This is a genomic window from Arcticibacterium sp. (genome assembly GCF_055134445.1).
Map to the genome: position 1 here is coordinate 1 of NZ_JBSRVI010000015.1, position 19,816 is coordinate 19,816.

At 37.9% G+C, this 19,816-nt stretch carries 17 protein-coding genes; 5 read left to right on the top strand and 12 right to left on the bottom strand.

Annotated elements, in window-relative coordinates:
* The coding region (locus ACTBZY_RS01520) for a rhamnogalacturonan acetylesterase (protein ID WP_463044556.1) at positions 1–1,126 on the bottom strand (1,126 nt) is incomplete at its 3' end.
* Positions 1,127–1,415: 289 nt separating this feature from the next.
* Here ACTBZY_RS01520 and ACTBZY_RS01525 point away from each other — a divergent pair.
* Positions 1,416–2,504 (top strand): LacI family DNA-binding transcriptional regulator, encoded by a 1,089-nt coding sequence (locus ACTBZY_RS01525; RefSeq protein ID WP_463044557.1) that lies wholly within the window; start codon positions 1,416–1,418, stop codon positions 2,502–2,504.
* A gap of 2 nt (positions 2,505–2,506) precedes the next feature.
* Here the strand turns inward: ACTBZY_RS01525 and ACTBZY_RS01530 are convergent, their stop codons facing one another.
* Entirely contained in the window at positions 2,507–2,935 is a 429-nt protein-coding gene (locus ACTBZY_RS01530; RefSeq protein ID WP_463044558.1) for a nuclear transport factor 2 family protein, read from the bottom strand.
* A gap of 44 nt (positions 2,936–2,979) precedes the next feature.
* A complete protein-coding gene (locus tag ACTBZY_RS01535) occupies positions 2,980–4,158 on the bottom strand; it encodes an alpha/beta hydrolase family protein (RefSeq protein WP_463044559.1) in 1,179 nt (392 codons plus the stop codon).
* A 384-nt stretch (positions 4,159–4,542) separates the two neighbouring features.
* On the opposite strand from ACTBZY_RS01535, the gene ACTBZY_RS01540 reads away from it, so the two are divergent.
* Entirely contained in the window at positions 4,543–5,412 is an 870-nt protein-coding gene (locus tag ACTBZY_RS01540; RefSeq protein ID WP_463044560.1) for an acyl-CoA thioesterase, read from the top strand.
* 1 nt (position 5,413) lies between these two features.
* Positions 5,414–5,887 (top strand): hypothetical protein, encoded by a 474-nt coding sequence (locus tag ACTBZY_RS01545; RefSeq protein ID WP_463044561.1) that lies wholly within the window; start codon positions 5,414–5,416, stop codon positions 5,885–5,887.
* A 79-nt stretch (positions 5,888–5,966) separates the two neighbouring features.
* Here the strand turns inward: ACTBZY_RS01545 and ACTBZY_RS01550 are convergent, their stop codons facing one another.
* Positions 5,967–6,545, bottom strand: a complete 579-nt coding sequence (locus tag ACTBZY_RS01550; RefSeq protein ID WP_463044562.1) for a superoxide dismutase family protein — start codon at positions 6,543–6,545, stop codon at positions 5,967–5,969.
* A 207-nt stretch (positions 6,546–6,752) separates the two neighbouring features.
* On the opposite strand from ACTBZY_RS01550, the gene ACTBZY_RS01555 reads away from it, so the two are divergent.
* Entirely contained in the window at positions 6,753–7,046 is a 294-nt protein-coding gene (locus ACTBZY_RS01555; protein ID WP_463044563.1) for a Dabb family protein, read from the top strand.
* Here ACTBZY_RS01555 and ACTBZY_RS01560 read toward each other — a convergent pair.
* From ACTBZY_RS01560 to ACTBZY_RS01595, 8 genes are all read right to left on the bottom strand, one after another.
* Positions 7,043–7,813 (bottom strand): glycerophosphodiester phosphodiesterase, encoded by a 771-nt coding sequence (locus ACTBZY_RS01560; protein ID WP_463044564.1) that lies wholly within the window; start codon positions 7,811–7,813, stop codon positions 7,043–7,045. The genes ACTBZY_RS01555 and ACTBZY_RS01560 overlap by 4 nt on opposite strands.
* 204 nt (positions 7,814–8,017) lie before the next feature.
* On the bottom strand, positions 8,018–9,163 hold the full coding sequence (locus ACTBZY_RS01565) for an aldose epimerase family protein (RefSeq protein WP_463044565.1): 1,146 nt from the start codon (positions 9,161–9,163) through the stop codon (positions 8,018–8,020).
* Positions 9,164–9,297: 134 nt separating this feature from the next.
* A complete protein-coding gene (locus tag ACTBZY_RS01570; protein ID WP_463044566.1) occupies positions 9,298–10,914 on the bottom strand; it encodes a sodium:solute symporter in 1,617 nt (538 codons plus the stop codon).
* A 194-nt stretch (positions 10,915–11,108) separates the two neighbouring features.
* Positions 11,109–11,879: a sulfite exporter TauE/SafE family protein gene (locus ACTBZY_RS01575; protein WP_463044567.1), complete on the bottom strand. Its 771-nt coding sequence runs from the start codon at positions 11,877–11,879 to the stop codon at positions 11,109–11,111.
* Between the two features lie 8 nt (positions 11,880–11,887).
* A complete protein-coding gene (locus ACTBZY_RS01580; protein WP_463044568.1) occupies positions 11,888–14,113 on the bottom strand; it encodes a DUF5916 domain-containing protein in 2,226 nt (741 codons plus the stop codon).
* A gap of 90 nt (positions 14,114–14,203) precedes the next feature.
* Positions 14,204–16,579 carry a TonB-dependent receptor gene (locus ACTBZY_RS01585; RefSeq protein ID WP_463044569.1) on the bottom strand — a complete coding sequence of 792 codons (2,376 nt, stop codon included), beginning with the start codon at positions 16,577–16,579 and terminating at the stop codon, positions 14,204–14,206.
* Between the two features lie 168 nt (positions 16,580–16,747).
* Positions 16,748–17,458, bottom strand: a complete 711-nt coding sequence (locus ACTBZY_RS01590; protein ID WP_463044570.1) for a DUF2927 domain-containing protein — start codon at positions 17,456–17,458, stop codon at positions 16,748–16,750.
* A 50-nt stretch (positions 17,459–17,508) separates the two neighbouring features.
* On the bottom strand, positions 17,509–18,501 hold the full coding sequence (locus tag ACTBZY_RS01595) for a 2-hydroxyacid dehydrogenase (protein WP_463044571.1): 993 nt from the start codon (positions 18,499–18,501) through the stop codon (positions 17,509–17,511).
* A gap of 106 nt (positions 18,502–18,607) precedes the next feature.
* Between ACTBZY_RS01595 and ACTBZY_RS01600 the strand changes: the two genes are divergently transcribed.
* Entirely contained in the window at positions 18,608–19,801 is a 1,194-nt protein-coding gene (locus tag ACTBZY_RS01600) for an Nramp family divalent metal transporter (protein ID WP_463044572.1), read from the top strand.
* Positions 19,802–19,816: the final 15 nt, after the last annotated feature.

Genomic DNA, 19,816 nt, shown 5'->3' on the forward strand with positions numbered 1-19,816 from the left:
TTCCCGTTATGGCTACATTAACGAGGTTGACTCCCCAGATAGGAGCATGAGATCTAAAAGCTACTTGGCCTTCCCAACTCGTTTCTACTATCGGGTAGTCGTTTCTGTTATCTGAAAATTGAATAAGGGCACCTTCTTCTAAATGAAGATTTACATTGCTTTTAAGGTCAATTGGACCACAAAGCCAAAATCCTTTTGGCACTAAAACGACACCACCACCACTTTCTGAGGCTTTATATATGGCCTGATTGATGGGCTCATGGCACAGACTGATTCCGCCACTTTTAGCTCCATATTTTATAATATTAAAAGTATCCCTTTTGAAAACAGCTTCATTAATTGTTGGCAGCTCGTAAACATATTTCTCTGGATATGGAGATTTAGTCAGATAATGTTTTAATGGAATTTTCAGTTCCACCACAGCATTGGCCACTAGTTTTGCCATTACGCGAGCACCGTAAGGTGAAAAATGGGTATCGTCAACGATTCCGTCAGGGAATTTATCATAAATATCTGGGAGGATATGCATAAAAAGATCTTTAGAGTCTTCTTCGCCCATTTCCGAAAGTAATTTCATACTGGACTTATGCATGTCTATTAAAGGAATATGCATTTCTGAAGCAAGTTGCCTAGCTGCTGCTGGGTAGTCGCCATGCTGGTCAATTAAATTGCCATTTTCACCATATTTTCTACGACTAATGGGTGTCAGTAAAACAGGATAGGCACCTTTAGCCTTGGTTTCAGAAATATAGCGTTTGAGGTTTTCTTTATAATCCGTATTTGGAGCTGCGTACCTGGTAGGGTCTAATTCTTTTTGATCGTTATGACCAAACTGAATGAAAACATAATCGCCCGATTTTAATTGTTTTTCAACAGCTTCCCAATGTCCTAAATCTCTAAAGCTTTTAGTGCTTCTTCCGTTTTTCGCATGATTCTGAATTTCTACTTTGTTGGTAAAAAGCTCATGGAAAACTTGTCCCCATCCTGTTTCAGGAGCATTCTCGGGGTTTTTATTAGCCATGGTGCTGTCGCCAATCATGAAAACCCTAATGTCCTTATTTTCATTCGTTTTAAAAGCTGTTGCTAGTAGTAAAATTGCAAATGCGTAAATACTTTTTTTCATCATTTCAATACTTTGATTTTCTTAATGAACATTTGCTTCCATACATGCTCAGGAAGGTGTTTTGTTCTAACTAGACTCTTCAGGACACCTTGTTTTTATGTTTATCAAAGCGACAATAGGTGTCATGGAACAAACATTTTTATAAATCCAATTAAAACAGGGCATGGACAAGATTAGTGAATAGCGAATGCCTTGCCTAGTGTATCTAGTTGTTTTTTTACGCAATCGTTATCGGGAACGTTGCCGTAATTATTTTTTTGAATTTTATAATGTAAATTGAAATAGAATAATTTTGAGACCTGGTTTGATTGCTCGAGTTATTCCGATATTTACCAATAATAATTTAAAATACGATGGTTTGGAGGCTGTAACGATTAAAGATATTGCGAAAGAATTAAATCTATCTACCTCTACGGTATCCCGTGCAATAAGGGGTAGCTATGAAATTAGCGATGCCACCAAAAAAAAAGTTTTGGATTATGTCAAAAAGGTCAACTATAGACCTAACCCCATAGCCTTAAGTTTAAAAGAAAATAAATCGAGAAGCATAGGTATTTTGGTGCCTGAGATTGACAATAATTTCTTTTCTAATGCCATAAATGGGGCCGAGGAGGTCGCTCAAAAGAGAGGTTACCATGTAATGATTTTTCAAACCAAAGAGTCTGCTGAAAAGGAAAGGGCTTGTTTGGAGCATGTTTTGTCAAGGAAGTTGGATGGTGTGTTATTATCCCTTTCTGGTCGTACTACGGATTTTACATTTATTGAAAGTCTGCTACAAGGTGACTTTCCTATGGTTTTCTTCGACCGCGTTCCTCAAGGATTAAAAGCGAACAAAGTTGTGGCGAATAATTTTCAAGGAGCTTTTGACGCCACGGAGCATCTGATTAAAATGGGCAGAAAAAGAATAGGACATATCACTAGTCCACCGGTGCTTTCTATTACAAAAGAAAGATTAGCTGGTTATTGTGCGGCTTTAGAAAAGCATGACATTCCTTATAATGATAATTTGGTGAAATTTTTTGAGTTCGACTACAGTAATAAAACCGAAATCCTAACCGAAACCATTAGGAAGCTGATCAAAGAAGAAAGTCCAGACGCCATCTTTACAGCTAGCGATAGACATGCCTTAAGCTGCTATGGAGCATTAAAGAACTTAAAGGTGAAAATTCCAGATGAGATTGCCATTGTGGGTTTTACCAATTTAAAAGTTGCTGATCTTTTAAGCCCTTCTATGACTACCGTAACCCAACCCGCTTTTGAGTTGGGTGCAGAGGCAGTGAATATTTTGATAGATAATATTGAAAACAAAAAAAAAGGGAAAGATTATAAACAACTAGAACTTGCTACTTCCTTAGAGATAAGGGCTTCTTCAAATTTATAGCTTTATATCTTTACAGCTTGTCTAGATAACAGTACCCAACCTTTCTTTTGTTTCAACCAAACGGTCATAATGTGAAGTTTGACTTCTCCAGGTTTACCTCCATCAAAAGTTTTGGCGTATAAGTTATGACGAACTATAGCTGTATTTCCTATAGTCTCAATCGTTTGATTTGTCAATTTGATTTCCTTGAAATCAGAACTTTTAGAAACTAGAGCTTCTATAAATTGGTCTCTGTTTTCTAGTTTTCCATTAGAATGGCCATAAGAAAGTTTAAAATGTGCAATAGAAGTTAGTCCTTCTTTGGTAGGCTCTACCATAAGTTGACGTAGCTGTTCCACACTATTTTCGATTTTAGGTTTTTGAGCATTTGCAAAGCCACAAATGGCCGATAGTGCAATAACTAGGACTGCGATTAATTTTGTTTTATTCATTTTTTTAGGGAATTATTAATGCCTAAAATTAATAGGAGTTTTCGTTAATAAGCGTCTATTGCCAATACTAAAGTTTCATTTCCCATGGCGGCATCAGCGGGTCTAGGATAGGCTTTGTTAAAAACACTTAACTCTTCTGGGCTGAGTATCGTATTTTTTGACTCATCAAAGCTTCCATCTCTTAACACCTGAGTGCTGTTTAGGTTTAAATGTTTGACCAAGAAAGCATAAGCGGCTTGTCTTTTAGAAGGACCATAATCATGCTTTTCATTGGGCAAATGGACATTTTCTATGTTTTGCTCTGCATCATAGAAGCCATAAATTCTTTTAATATGAGGTACAGCTACCTCGGGGTTATATTTTGTCCAATCGTCTCCATCAGAAACAAGTAGGAGTGGTTTGGGGGCAAAGCAAGCGGCTATTTCAACATTGGACGTTTTATGATGCTCTCTCACATGGATAGGCATACCGCTTTCACATTGGCAGCCTCCAAAGAAGTAAGAAGAGACCATGACTACTGGAACAGAAACTGAAATTCTATCATCCAAGGCAGATAGCAAAAAGGTCTGCGTTCCTCCACCTGACTCTCCTGTCATAGCTAGTTTTGTTTGATCTACTTCAGGTAATTGGGATATAAAATCAACCGAACGCGTACTTATGATCAATTGTGCTTTTAGTACATTTTTTATTTTATGTTCAGCTTGTTTCATGTCACCTTGGCCTACCATGTCATAGGCAAAAACAATGGCTCCCATTCTCGCCAATGTCGCACATCGCTGCTGCGTATATTCTTTAAAACGCATGTCAGTTCCATGCCCATGCGGACAGAGAATTCCTGGTACTTTACCTTTTGTAATAGATGGCTTATAAAGATTTCCTGAAACATAAACTCCTTTAAAGGCTTCAAAGAAAACATTCTCAACCGTATAGCCATCAAAAGTCTTCTTGGAATGTATAGTGGCTTTTACAGGCTGATTTCTTATCAGCTCGTCAATTTCGGCTCCGTCTAAAATTCCTTGACGGATAGCTTCAGCCCTCTCTTGCCAGTTAGCTTTATCGCTGTATAATTTAGCTAATTGTTCATGCTCTGCTTTGCCTTGTTCTGGTGTAAAATAGGCTCCTTGGCGGAGCTCTAAATTAGGCTTATTGCTTATCGCTTTATTTTGAGCCCAAGAGGGTAAAGCTATTAGGCATAAACCTAGTAATATGTTTTTAGTTTTCAAGGTTGAATTGATTAGGTTGAATGCACAATTTATCTATTCCTTTTATATATACCTAGGATTTAAATCGCTTGCATGTCTTAAAGATTACGGCGTGTAGCTGTAGTTGATTTCTTCCCATCAGCAAGCTCATGGTAACACAAATCAGTACGTAAAACCCATTTAAGCTCAATCACCATAGCCTTTCGACATTATCTCAGGGTAAACGCTTTGCTAATTTCCTTTAATTATCTGATTTATTGTACTTTAATACTCATAACTATTCCCCATCGTATAATCCGGGTTCAAAAAAGGAGAGTCAAAGAAATCCCGTAATTTTGTGGTTCATTGACAAATTAGAATGTCTGTTTCTAAAATAGAGATTGGCAAAAAATAAGACAGTAAAACATGAAAGATATTAATGAACTTATAAACCTCATTGAACTAAAGGAGTTAAATCCAAATGTTTACGTGGGGCAAAATTATCAAGCTCCTTGGAACAGGGTGTTTGGAGGTCAGGTTCTTGCTCAGGCCGTAAGTGCAGCTTATAAAACTGTTCCTGTAGATAGATTTGCTCACTCCATGCACGCCTATTTTTTATTGGCAGGAGATATTTCTATCCCTATTCATTACGAGGTAGAAAGCGTAAGAGACGGGGGCAGTTTTAGTACTAGAAGAGTGGTGGCGAAGCAAAATAACGTCCCTATTTTTATTACTTCTATCTCTTTTCAATCAAAACAAGAGGGTTTTGACCATCAAATTGACATGCCGAATGTGGTGGGGCCAGAGAGATTGAAATCTGATGAAGATTTAGTGAATAAATACAAACTTTTTGTTCCTCAAAATATTCTTCAATCTATCAAAACACGCCCTTTTGAGTTTAGGCCGGTGGAGAAACTGAATGTTTTTGACAGAACTACAAAACCACCTTACAAGCATATTTGGTTTAAGGCGAAGGAGAAAGTAGAAGCAGGATTAGACATACACCAAATGCTTTTAACCTATGTTTCTGATTATAATCTTTTAACAACCGCCACCTTACCGCATACCAAAGGCCCAATTCCGAAAGGCTTATTTATGGCGAGCTTGGATCATGCCATGTGGTTTCATAGAGATTTCAGGATTGACGAATGGATGCTTTATGCTCTAGACAGCCCAAGTGCTTCCAATACCAGAGGCTTTACCAGAGGAAACATTTTTACCGAAAAGGGCAAATTGGTGGCTTCGGTGGTACAAGAAGGATTAATAAGAAAGGCCAAAGAAGGTACGTTAAAATAATATGATAAAATCAATAAAATTTTTAGGTCTAGCTTTAATTTTTGGTGCTTGTAGTAGCTCATCAAATAAAAATAATGCTGAAAAGGTAAAGGAGCTTGAAGGAGCTACCGAGGCTGTAAATACTATTCATCTTTCAACATTTGAGCGAACGGAATTTCCAGAGCTTATAGATGGATGTGCCTGTTACTACAAGGAAAAAGGAAAAGAAAGTGAGGGTTACATTTATGTGGATGACTTTTCGAAATTGGCTTTTATCAAGATTGGTGACACTTTTGAGGAATTGGAAATTTATGAAGCGAATGATGAAGATGGTATTGTAAAACATAAATGCAGAGCGGAACACTACGGCCTTCAATTAGATCTGAAGGAAATAGGGCACGAAGATGAAACTTGGCAATATGAAGGCACAATGAAAATAGATAGGATAGACGGAAGTAAATTAGAGATTGAGGTAATAGGGGAGTGTGGATGTTGAAACACTAATTACATAAAGCAAAAAAATGGGGGCAAATTAAAATTTGCTCCCATTTTTTTATGGCTCAATGTTTTCTTAATTACATCACACTATTTTCTACTATTTCTCCACAACCTATTCTAGGACCTGCAGCTCCCGACGGTTGACTAGAGAAATCGTCTGGTCCTTCATGAATAATGATGGCTTTGCCAATAATGTTTTTCTCTGAGTCTTCACAGCCAACACACCACTTGTCGGTAGTGAGTGTTAATGTTCCTACACCATCTTCTCCCACTTCTAAGTTTCCTATGTCACCTGTATGAAATGGTGGCGTATCCCATTTTCCGTGTGCTTCGTTCGTTGGGTTCCAGTGTCCCCCCGCACTTTTACCATCTGTTGAAGAACAATCCCCAACTTCATGAATATGTATGGCGTGGTTTCCTACCGCAAGACCTTCAATTCTGGCATCCATTTCAACGGTGCCATCGACATCTGAAAAGTTAACGGTACCGGTAATTTTGCTGCCACTTTTAGGATTGATTACTGCCACCGCTTCTTCTGATTCTGCAATAACCACTGTTTCATCTTCCATTTCATTTTCTGCTTCATCTGTGGAAGAACCATTATTACAAGCGAATAAAAGAGGAAGTAAGGCTATAGATAAGATTAAACGTTTCATAATTTTAATTTTTAAGTTTACAAATGCTTATCCATCAGTTAGAAAAATTTGTTCCAGCGTTTGTAAGATGATATATGTAGATTTAATTCAACGCTTTGTGTGGATTTTTAGATGCTCCACAATAATTCTTTGATAAATGACTGAGGTGTAGGGGCACTTAATGTTAGCGGAACTGGTTTAAAAGGAAACCTTCTAAAGGAAAAGCAGATGATACGACATACCGTAGTTTTCAAATTGAAATATCCAAAGGGCTCCGCCGAAGAACAAGATTTCTTAACTGCCGCCAAAGATTTAGATGCTTTGCCAGGTGTACAGAAGTTTGAGTGTCTCCGTCAAATAGGGAAGAAGAATAATTTTGATTACGGACTTTCTATGGAGTTTGAAAATGTGGAAGCCTATGAAGGTTATAATAATCATCCAGAGCATACCAATTTCGTCCAAACGTATTGGGTAAGAGATGTCGCTGAATTTTTAGAGATAGATTACGAGCCTTACGTTTAACGAACTTCTAAAGCTTTATCTGGGTAATTGGTGATAATTCCATCAATACCCATGTCCACCAGTTCTTTCATTTGAGCTTGCTCATTGACGGTCCATTGCCATACTTCTAAACCTTGTTTATGAGCTTGGGCTATGTATTCTTTCGTTATAGGCGTGTTGGTTCCCACGCCTATCGCTGTCGCGTCTAATACATTGGCGTAGTCTAACATATGTTCGTCAGCTCTGCCTTTGAGATAGAGTATCGGTATTCGGCTATCTAGCTTTCTGAATTTGGCCAGTACAGGGTAGTAAAAAGAGAAAATAATTACCTCATCGTTTACTTTTAGGTCGTTGATGGTTTTCATAACGCTTTCCTCTATGCCATAAACTTTGACCTCTACACATACTTTTATTTTGCCTTTGGCATATGCCAATGCTTCTCTTAAAGTAGGGATTTTTACATCCGAGTATTGTTTGCCAAATTCTTTTGGGGCACCCACAGTAACTTGTGCTATCTCTGCATAGGTCATTTCTTCTATCTTGCCCTTCATACCATTGGAGCTCGTTCTTTCTACATCGTAATCATGAATAACCACTAAAGAGTCGTCCTTGGTTCTGTGTACATCTAATTCAAAATATTCCGCACCTGCGTCAATGGCTTTTTGAAAAGCAACCAAGGTATTTTCTGGAGCAACTCCCGAAAAACCACGGTGGGCTATAATTTTGGTTTGAGCTTGCGTTGCTAAAACATATAAAATGGCTAGCGTACTAAAAATTAATTTTTTCATGGTTGATGTTGAATGAGGGTGCAAATAAATAAAAATGATGTGTCAAATGGCTTTTTGAAAGTGAAGGTTTTGTTAAGGATGAAGATTACGAAAGTCCTTTTAACACTTTAGACAAAGAAACCAATACGCCATGGTCGAAATAGTAATCTGCTATTTCGCCTTTGATGATTTCTTTGTCTTTGGGTGCATTCATCTTTTTAATATCTACTTCGCAGAAAATTTATACATCGTAGTCGTTTCGTAAGTCTCACCTGGTCTTAATGTAGTGCTTGGGTAATCAGGTTTGTTTGGAGCATCTGGATAGTGCTCCGTTTCTAGACAAAAGCCCCATCTTTTCTTATAATTGACATCGTTATGGCCTGTTAGCTTACCCGTCAAAAAGTTTCCAGTGTAAAACTGTACCGCAGGTTCTGTGGTGTAAACTTCCATTACTCTACCTGTGGTAGGCTCAAATACAGAAGCACCCAATTTCATTTTATTTGACTTGTCTGTAAATACCCAAGCGTGGTCGTAGCCACCGCCACGGCTTATTTGCGTATCTGTAGTGTCGTTGATTCTTTCTCCCACGACATGAGATGTAGTGAAGTCGAAAGGAGTTCCAGCCACTGGTGCGGGCATTCCGAAAGGAATTAAACCTTCATCCACTGGCAAATAAGTGTCTGCATGAATAGTTACCTCATGCTCTAAAACATCTCTTTTAAAACCACCAAGGTTAAAGTAAGAATGGTTAGTCATGTTAACCACCGTTGGTTTATCGGTGGTCGCTTTATAGTCTATTTTAAGGGCGTCGTCTGGCATTAGTGTGTAGGTCACTGTGGCGGTTACATTCCCAGGGAAACCACCTGCACCATCTGGAGAAACCGTGGTTAATTTTAATGTTGGGTTTTCGCTTTCTACGATTTCCGCATCCCAAAGGTTTTTATCTACACCAAAACCACCACTGTGGAGGTTATTGACACCGTTATTAGCTACTAATTGAAATTCTTCTCCATCTAACGAAAATTTGGCATTACCAATTCTATTTCCAAATCGTCCTACAAGCGTACCAAAGAAAGAGGCTCCATCAAAATAGTCTTCTAGTTTCTTCATGCCGAGGTTCACATTTTCATAATTGCCTTCTCTGTCTGGGGCAGTCCAAGTGATAATTTTACCGCCATAGTTGGTAATGGTGACTTCCATTCCTTTGGCATTTTTTAGAGTGAATATGCTGGCTTCTCTTCCATCTGCTAAAGAGCCGTAAACGGATTCTGAAATGCTGGCAAGCATGTTTTCGTTAGAAGATTCTTCGGAGTTTGAATTACAGGATGATATCATAAGTATTGTTAAAAAGAAAAGAGTGAGTTGTTTCATGATTGAAATCTTAATTAGGGTTGTAAAAGTAATTTCTCCAAGGATGGAGGCTTATTACTTAAGGCTAAATTTAGCATAAAAAACCCTCTTCCTAATACGATTAAGAAGAGGGTTTAGATAAATATTCTAAATGCCTAGCTAAAATATATCATCACCCAGACTACAATAGAGATTACAAAAAGACTGGCTCCAATATCTATCCAATTGAAACTTGCTTTGTTTTTTGCTTTGTCTTCATCGCTAACGGTACTGATAGTAAGTCCGGCAAGGTCTTTTTTGTCTTGTGCTTGTGTAAACATGGATACAATAACCGCAATGGCCACACAGTACAGGAAGAAGAAAGAAGAGAACTTCAGAAAGTTCATGTCTGCAAAATTATAAATCATACTTCCTTCTGTCATTGAGTCTTTAGTAATCTCTAATGTAAGACGGATACCTGCTATAATAATACCTGAGAATAAGGTAGCCAAAGCACCTTTATTGTTAATTCTACTTGAGAAAATTCCCAATAAGAACACCGCTGTAATTGGCGGAGCTATATAAGATTGCACATTTTGAAGATACTCATAAAGTGTACCTCCTGCGAGTCTTTCAATGATAGGAACCCAAAGAATACCCAATAAAACGACCACACCCGTGGCTATTCTACCCACCTGCACCATTTTCTTCTCAGAAGCATCTGGTTTTAGTTTTTTGTAGATATCAATGGTGAAAAGGGTAGAGCAGCTGTTAAATACCGATGCTAAAGAAGACATCAGTGCTGCCATAAGTCCTGCGGCCACTAAACCTCTCAAACCTGCTGGTAAAACGTGCATCATTAAAGCAGGGAATGCTCTGTCTGGCGTAGCCCATTCTAGCTCGCCTCTCATTTTTAATACCAAAGCAATTACCCCAGGAATAAGGAATAAGAATACAGGCATTAATTTTAAGAATGCTCCAAAAATACTTCCACGTCTTCCTTCTTTAATGTTTTTGGCGGTTAGCACACGCTGAACAATCACTTGGTCTGTACACCAATACCAAATACCAACAATAGAAGAGGAAAGCACCAGCCAATGCCAAGGGTAATCTTTGTCGTCCATGGAACGCCACATGTTCATATATTCAGGGCCTACGGTGTCTACAACGCTATTCCAGCCACCAGCGGCATCTAAACCTAAGAAAGTCAACATGGCAGCACCCACCACTAAAATGATGGCTTGGAGTGTTTCTGTGTAAACCACAGCTCTCATGCCTCCAAGCACCGTGTAAATACCGGTTAGAATTACGGTGGCCAGTGCTCCTTGCATAAAGGTTACACCCAAAAGTGTGGAGATGACAATTCCTCCAGCGTAAAGTGTGACAGAAACTTTGGTTAATACATATGCGGCTAAACTGAAAAGCGATAGAAACCATCTGGCCTCTGATCCAAATCTTTTCTCAAGAAACTCTGGCATGGTGAAGACATTACTTCTTACATAAAATGGGAGAAATAGCCACCCTAACAGAACCACTACCCAGGCGTGTAGCTCATAAATCAATAAAGGGAATTTATCTGCTGCACCTGAGCCCGCAAGGCCGACTACGTGTTCTGACCCAATGTTAGATGCGAAGATAGATGCACCTACCACAAACCAGCCCATGTTTCTTCCAGCCAAGAAATAGTCTTCACTGTTTTCTGCTTTTTTAGAAACTACCCACCAGGCTACAGCTAGCAGTAAGGCGAAATATGCCGCTATAACTACCCAGTCAAGGGTTACCAAAGTATTCATATATTTTAAGGTTAAGATTAAATAAGTGTAAGATTGACAATTATAAATATTCTATTTTGACTCGACTAATTTTATCAAGAAAAAATATAATTTATTTGTGTTAAACTTACGAAGTTATTCTCAATCCATTAAGCGAATAGATTTGGTTTTATGAAAATGAACTTCGGAGAAATGACCCTCTGAATAGCTTTTGTTTAAATAAAAAACTTAGCGGCAGAAATGGCCACTACGATAATTAGTATTCTGTAAATCCAAACATTGGCATTTGGGATTTTGGCAATAAACTTAACGCCTAACCAAGCTCCAATAGATTGAAAAATTCCCATAAGTATGCCATATCCAAAATGGATTTTATCGTAATAAACAAATAAAACTAAAGAGGGGATAGTAAATACTAAGACAAGTAGCAGCTTAATGCCATTGGCTTGTTTGAGACTGTATTTAGAGACTAGAACCATTCCTGCCAGTAAAAAAACGCCAACACCAGCTTGTAAAAAACCTCCATATACACCTATGACGAAGAAGACAAAAATGGAAAGAGGGGATTTTTTGTTTCCGCCACCACCACTCACGGTTTCTTCCAGCCATCTTTGAGGTTTAAATAGAAGAACGATAAGCATGGCTATCATAAGGATCCCGATGCTATAGTTCATGGTTTTTTCATCAAGATCTACCGCTACTTTAGAGCCTATTATGGAGCCAATAATGGCAGGGATAGCAAGCCATTCTACACCTTTATATAAGCCAGGGAAAGTTTTGTTATACTTAAAAGCAGCTACGCCAGATTGCATAAACACGCCTATTCTATTGGTGGCGTTGGCAATGGACGGTGGCAACCCACACATGAAAATAAATATCGGTAGGGTAATGAGTGAGCCACTTCCAGCCATTGTATTAATGATACCCGTAAAAATGCCAGCTAAAGCAAAAAGTAGGAACTCTACTAAAGAAAGGTCTATGTCCATTGGGATTGTTAAAGGTTTAACCAGTATGTCATTTTTGCTAATATAGCTCTGTTTTTAACACCGCCAATATTTGTGTCATAATTGTCTGAATAGACTAAAAATATATCAGAAACCTGTGCAAACCTCCATTGTAATCTGGAGTTAACATTTAGGTTATCAAACTGGCTGTTGTATTGTAAATTTGAAGTCCAGAATAATTTTTTATTAAAAGTGACTTCTAATTTCGGACCCACTACATAGACCTTGTTACTCGCATTTTCCAAGTTGATGTCATTATAGGCCATGTTAAGTGTTAATAAAGCGTAAGGTTGAAACCTATAAATGGCGGCACCGGTAAGTGACATTATCCGTCCATTATAATATTCGCCTATCAAGGGCTGAAGTGCCAAGTAAAAAGCATTTCTGCGGTTTGTTACTATAGTGGCCTGAATATTATGGTAAGTATAATCAGTGCCAATGGGTAGGCTTAGGCTTTTCCCATTGGAGCGTAAAGCATCAAAAGAGCTGAATAAATAAGTATAATTCCGATTGAAAGAAATAAGGGTACTAGCACTATTCTTAAATGACAAAGATAAAAAAGGCCCGGCCTGAAGGTCGGTTCGGCCTAATCCTGGTTGAATATATTCATCCCAAGCTATTCCATAGCTATATCTGTTTAAAAAACCTTTTTTAGGATAAAAATTAAACCCAAAAGTAGGGTTGATATGGAAAAAGTTAGTTCTAGGAATAAAACCAGAAGTGGAACGGAAATCTTCCCCTACATAATCATGCGACCATTTGGCCGTAAAGGCTCTAATGGTATAGTTCATCAAAAAGCCATGAGCAAAAGCATTTTTAGAACTTTCGTCAGAAAATGATTGATGGTAAAAGAGTTTACCAGACCATTTATTATCTAGCGATTGATGGTTGTACTCAAGCCCTCCAACCCTATCAAAGGTACTACCGCTATATTCGGCCGATGGATTTATAAGTTGATTGTTTACAAAAATACCAGCAATGTTTGACCGCTGGAAAACACGCCTTTGTACCGCCCCTACGGTATAATTGGTAGAGAGAATTCCTTTGTCCGGTTCGTTGGCCGTCATGGTATTTAGTAAACCTACTCTCCAGTCATCGTTGAGCTTTCCACTTAATCGCAAGCCATATAAGATTGGATTTTGGACGTTTGTACCTGTGGTGGAGTCAAAGGCTATTCCAACTTTTCTGCTAAAAAAAGGACTAACTATTTGATTTCCGCTGTTGGTTACTCCTCCACTAGATGGCACATAAGGATTAGTACTGTAAGAACCAAAACCCGTAAAAAGGTCTGAGTTTTCAATAAAAAACTGTCGTTGTTCTGGGAAAGTGATATCAAAGCGAGTTAGATTTACCACCTGACGGTCTACTTCAACAGTTGAAAAGTCAGGGTTAACCGTGAGGTCCAAGTTTAGGCCAGAGGTAACGGCTATTTTAGCATCTCCACCAATTCCAAATGTCTTTTTAGGGGGTAAATGATGTTCAAAATCTTTTGACTTACCTCCAGAAATATATGGTATAATGGAGATATTTTTACCTGTATTGTCTAAGGGTTTTTCAAATTGGATAGGCTGTGCATATCCGAGAGACATAATGATTTGGTTCTGTGGAACCTTTACCGAAACAGAATTTTCATTTGATTGTGTATCAAATCTGTATGATTTAAAAAACCACTCTTTACTACCTTTTTTAAATCTTAGTGTGGATAATGGTATTATGAGTTCGCAGCTCCAATATTTTTCACCAATGAAGGTTTCTGATTGCCATTTGTTATCCCATGACCCATTAAAAAAATTGTCGTTGCTACCCCCATTTGAAATAAGAGCCTCACGCTGAACTCCAAGTGGATTTATGCCAAATAAGAAGGCATTTGTATTATCGCGAAATGTGTCAAATACGAAAGAGATATTGTCATTGCCCCCACCGCGGAAGTCACGTTTAAGGGTGGGTATAACATATTCATTACCCATTGACTCCATGATTGCCCCGAGGTAAATATTCTGATTGTCATAGCCTATATAGATATGTGTATTATACTGAGCTTCGGTACTGTCAGATGGGAAATACTGCCAAAAATCCCCTATGGACTGCATTTTTTTCCAATGCTCGTCGTCTAATTTGCCATCTAACTCAATGGGTGTATCGAAATACTTCACCACATAATTATCTTGAGCAATGGCCGAGCAACAAAGAAGTAATAGAACTAATACTTTAGGCATTTTTTCAATACATTAATCAATAATAAGTTTTAATGTGGTATTTGAAAAGCGGGTCTCTTTTAACCGTATAAAGGTATAATAGGCAATGAATTAGTTCTCTAGCCTATAATTAAATGTCAAAACAGCAGAGCGTCTTCTATACTGACTTCTGCCATCCGTCATAAAATTAGAGCCAAAGCCTTCGTAACGGCTAATTCTGGAATTTAGGAGATCTAAAATACTAAGACTCAAAGTTCCTTTGTTTTCAAAAAGCCCTTTACTTGCAGATAGGTCAAAGAAATAAATTGACTTGCTAAGGTTTTGTGCACCCCGTTGCGGAGCATTATAATTGGCTCTAAACTGTAGCTTGATATCGTGACTTAATGTAAACCTTGAGGTCTGGCGAGCAAACCAAGAATTGGTTTCTGTTAAATAGGTTTCACTAATATTCGTTCCATCTGTTTCTCCATGAAATGCATTAACATTGAGATCTAATTTCCACCATTTAGCAGGCTCAAAAGTGGAGGTGAACTCTACGCCATAAGCTTGAGCAGAATTTAGGTTTTCAGGAAAAGTAGTGGCCAGGCCATCTGAGCTAACGGTTCTTATTCTTTCAATGACATCATCAGTTTGACGAAAGTAGATAGAGGATGTAAAGGACCCTTTGTCAAAGTACTTCACATGACCAATTTCATAAACATCAGAATATTCTGGGTTTAAGTCTGGATTTCCACTAAAAAAGTTTCTACTGTCAGATACCGTATAAAATGGACTTAAGTCATTGTATTCTGGCCTTCTGATTCTTCTACTATAGCTTAATTGAATGGCATGCTCCTTAGGTAAGTCAAAAGTGATATGAGCACTTGGAAAAAGGTTGACATACTTACGTGGATTTCTTTCGTTTGTTTTTTCTAGAATGGTAGCAATATTTGTCCACTCAGAGCGGACACCTAGCTGATATGAAATTTTGTTTTGCTTATTGCCAACAATGGCGTAGGCGGCATGAATTTGCTCATTATACCTAAATAAATTGTCAAGTTCGGGAATGGCAGCATTTTCTGGTGAACCGCTGGTGGTATTTACAAAATAGTCATTAACCATTTTACGGAAATTACTTCTGGCTCCAACTTCAAACTTCCCTTCCTTACTGATGGGTTGCACATAGTCTAATTGATAAAGGAATTGTTTTTCGAATTCGTCGTTTAGAGATTTTTGTACAAAAGTATTGCTAGGATCTATAGCTCCATTTGCTAAATTTCCTGTTTGCGTAAATAGTTGGTCTGAGGTTTCAGAGTGGTCTAAATACCTAAACGAGCTGGTTAATTCGTGCCCTTTCTTTTCAAAAAGTCTTTTATAACTGATAACGGTTTCTCCTATTGGTTCTATTTCATCCTCTTCTTGTATTCTAAGGCTATTCGCAATTGGATTGTTCAGGGTATTTATAAAATCTTGATAGGTATTTTCTGTGTGTCTGCCACCATTAGCTCGGCTCAATAAGTAAGAAGCTGTAAGGATACTTTTTTCGCTGAAGAAATAATCTAAACCCGCTCTAACATTGGTATTGAAACCAGTGACTTCCCCTTCAGACTCTTGTTTTAAGATTTTGGTGGAGCCTTCATTGAAAACTTCTTGGTAAAGACTGGAAACATTGGGCGATACGTTATAGGATAGGCCATAATTGACAAAGAAGTTTAGCTTATCTTTTCTATAGTTAATATTGGCCGCCACACCATAAGTGGTTGGCAAGCCTGTGCTTACTTCAAAAGAGCCGTTAAAGCCTTGTTTCCTGTCTTTTTTGAGAATGATATTTATAATTCCGGTCATACCCTCGGCCTCATATCTTGCAGAAGGATTGGTGATTATTTCTACACGATCCACCATGCTCGCTTGTAACTGTCTAAGACCTGCTCCTCCTTTAAAAGTAACTAATCCAGAAGGCTTTCCGTCAATCAAAATTCTGACGTTGGAGCTACCTCTTAAACTTACCGTTCCGTCTACCCCTACATTTACAGATGGGATATTTATTAAGACCTCTGCGGCAGAACCCCCGGCATTTGCCAAATCTTTTCCAACATTGAAGACTCTTTTATCCAACGAAAGCTCCATGCTGCTTTTTTCTGCTCTGACCGTAACTTCGTCAAGGCTATTGGTAGAAGAAAGAAGTTTTAATGCCCCTAAATCAATGTTTTTATTGCTCGAGTTTAAAGTAATTGCTGGGGAATTTAGGCTTTGGTAACCCATAAATTCCACATTGATGTAGTATTGCCCGAAGGGTAAATTGAAATTAAATTTTCCTTCTTCATTAGAAATATTACCATCTATAAGACTGCTGTCTTTGGCAGCGAAAACCCTTAAACTTGAAAAACTAAGTACGGCGTCGGTTTCTGAATCAATTATTTTTCCAGAGATTTTACCTTGTTGACTAAAGCCACTAAGGCATATGAGCAGGAGAACACAGGTTTTCAATAGAGTATATTTTCTGAGCATTTTAATAAGGTTAGTCTTTGGAGGTCTTAAGACCTTTCTCTGGATTGAAGACAAATTTATAGTCTTATTCTACTTATTCTAACTATTACCCTGTAAATGAGGAACGGAATATCGACGAGTAGTAAATATAGAGAGACTTATACTGCTCTATATAAGTATCATTATACGTCAAAGGTCTTGCGTGAGAATAGTAGTTAGTACTTCTGTAACTTCTGTGGCGTCCATTCCAGAGGTAACTTCTGGGTGATAGAGTAGTCTTATCAGTTCTTTATCAATGGCGGCATAAGAAGTGGTGGTGGTCCAGTTCTGCTGGAATATACTTTCAGGGTATTTAAAGGAATCTTTCCCTAAACCCAAGGACTGCGTTAATTCTTCTCTTAAAAGATGTTTTTGTGCTTGTTCGTTTGCTCTATAAATGTCGACATACATTCGGCCATTATCGATGTTACTTTGGTTGTTCCAGTTAATGCTGAAAAGTCCAAGGTTTGAGTCAATATAGGTTTGAGAGCTAGGGAAAAGTTTGCCATAGTCTTTTCCAGTACCTAAAAAGAGGTAGAAATTACACTTGGAGGAGTCACTCACGGTTGATATTGAAAAAGAGGTAGTAGCCAGCTCGTTAATCTCTGCCATTACTTTTATTAGTTCGGCAATTAACATTGGTCTTTTTTCTCCTCCCACAAAGATTTTCATATCTGTTTCCCATCTCCTGGTAATTTCGGAATTGTTTCCAAACTCGAAGCCGAGAGCAATTTCTTTAAAATAGCTAATGGTTTCTTTGTCAAAATCAGTTAAAACGCTAGGTACTATAGGCTCTTCTAGCTGCAAGCAAGAAGAAGTAACCACAACTAGTAAAAGATTATAGAGTTGTATTTTTTTCAATGCCGATCGAGCTATAGATTATTTTTCTGAAAAAACGTTTCAAAGGTTAATTACAATACTTCGGGATTTATACAGTGAATCATTTCACCTTTTTCAAAATATTGGATGATATTTTCCGCAGAGAGTCTTGACATTTCGTCTCTGGCTTCTAATGTGGCAGAGCCTATGTGTGGTAGCACACATACATTCTTCATGTTTAAAAGTGGGTTACCTGTTTGCATGGGTTCTGGATCTGTTACATCTAGACCAGCTCCCCAAACAATACCTTTTTTTAATGCTTCTGTAAGTGCCACTTCATCATGTACTGGGCCTCTAGATGTATTTATAAAAATGGATGTTTGTTTCATCGCAGCAAAAGCCTTTTTATTGAATTTTTGATATGTTTCTGAGGAAAGGTTGCTGTGCACAGAAATGACGTCCGAGGTAGCCAAAAGTTCTTCAAAGCTTACTTTTTTAGCATTTAATTCTTTATTGGCAATTAGATTTTCAGACCTATTGCAGTATATAATATTCATATTATATGCCCCTTTACATTTTTTTGCCATCTCAAAACCAATGCTTCCGAGCCCAAAAACACCTAAGGTTTTACCTTGAAGCTCTTGTCCTAAATTAGCTCTCGGTTTGAAACCTTCTGTAGTGCCTTCCACTAGTTTTTTATGCATTTGAAAGAAGTTTCTGGCCGTGGCTATCATTAAACCGAAAGCAACATCAGAAGTGGCCGTGTTCATAGCTTGAGGGGTATGTCCTACTGGCAATTTTCTTTTAGTACATGCCGCCACATCCACATTATCATAACCTGCTGAGTATTGAGAAATCATGATAAGTTGAGGGTTTCCTAGTAGAAACGCTTCGGTTATTTTTTCTTTACTACTACATAAGAGTACATCTGCCCATTTCGTAGCTTGAAGTAACTCTTCAGATGTGAATGGATTTTCGGAGGATTGTATTTTTAGCTCGCACCCTTTTTTACGCAATAAGTCTAACCCAATTTCTGGAATATCTCTGGTTACTAGAATTTTAAGCTGTTTTAGTTCTTTTTTCATAATTATAGGCTTGATATGTAAAAGTAATCGGCTTTTGATTATAACGAAATAAATGCCACAAGAATGAATTCAACTTTCTATTTTTAGCCCAAATAATAGGTAAGACATGCTGAAAAAACTTGGCCCAGGTTTATTGGTTGCTGCTGCAGGTATAGGAGCGGGAGATATGATACTTGGTATTCAGATAGGGATAGATTTTAAATGGGTGTTTGTTTTTGCGGTGCTTTTAACGGCCATATTGAAGTATGTTATTACAGAAGGAATAGCTAGGCATCAGTTGGCTAGCAGGAAATCCGTGATCCATTTTTGGAACGAGAAAATACCGCTTGGATTAAGGCTGTTTTTTATGTTGTTTTTTGTGGTTTGGTCCTTTATGGTAGGTGCAGCACTTTTATCCGCCAGCGGAGTAGCGGCTCATTCTTTTTTGCCATTTCTTGGCAAGAATCATTGGGCTATAGTCCATTCATTGCTAGCATTTTTAATGATATATTTTGGAAGGTATCAGTCTGTTGAGAATCTTACAAAGGTTCTTATTTTGTTACTCTTTGTGATTTTAATTCCGACCGCTATCTTGTTGTTTTTTAAAACGGATGTTGTTCCTTCTAACGGAAGTGTCTATGATGTTCCTACCTTAATTATGAGTATTATAGGCGGTGTAGGCGGAAGCGTGACAATGCTAAGCTACACTTATTGGCTGCAGGAGAAGAAATGGATCGGCAAAGAACACATTACCAATGTCCGATTTGACCTCAAATTTTCATATTTCATAACGGCCATTTTCATTTTCGCTGTAATGGTAATTTCTAGTAGACTAAAACTGGAAACCTATGAGTCAAGTGGTTCTGAAATGATATTTGCCTTGGGAGAAGTTATAGGAAGCGTTTTAGGAAATACGGGTCAACTCCTGTTTAAAATATGCTTTTGGGGTGTTGCGTTCTCTTCGGTAATTACGGTTTGGAGCGGTGTGCCTTATCTTTTTGTAGATTTCTATAAAGGTATAACCAAAAGGGAAATTGTGCAGGAAGCCTCCATAGATAAATCAAAGGCGTATAGAGCATTTCTGCTTTTTATTTCCATAGCACCTTTGGTGCTTACCTTTCTTCAAAATACCATTAAGAATGTCATCAATTATACCTTGATTTCTTCGGTTTTTGTAGTGGGAATTAGTTTAACCTTATTGCTTATAAATAATGATAAAGTGAGAATGGGAGATCTGGTAAACAAGACCTTTACGAAGGTTATCTTATTGATTGGCCTTCTAGTTTTTGCAAGTCTATTGCTTTGGCAACTTGTCTATTAGCCGTCTTACAAGATT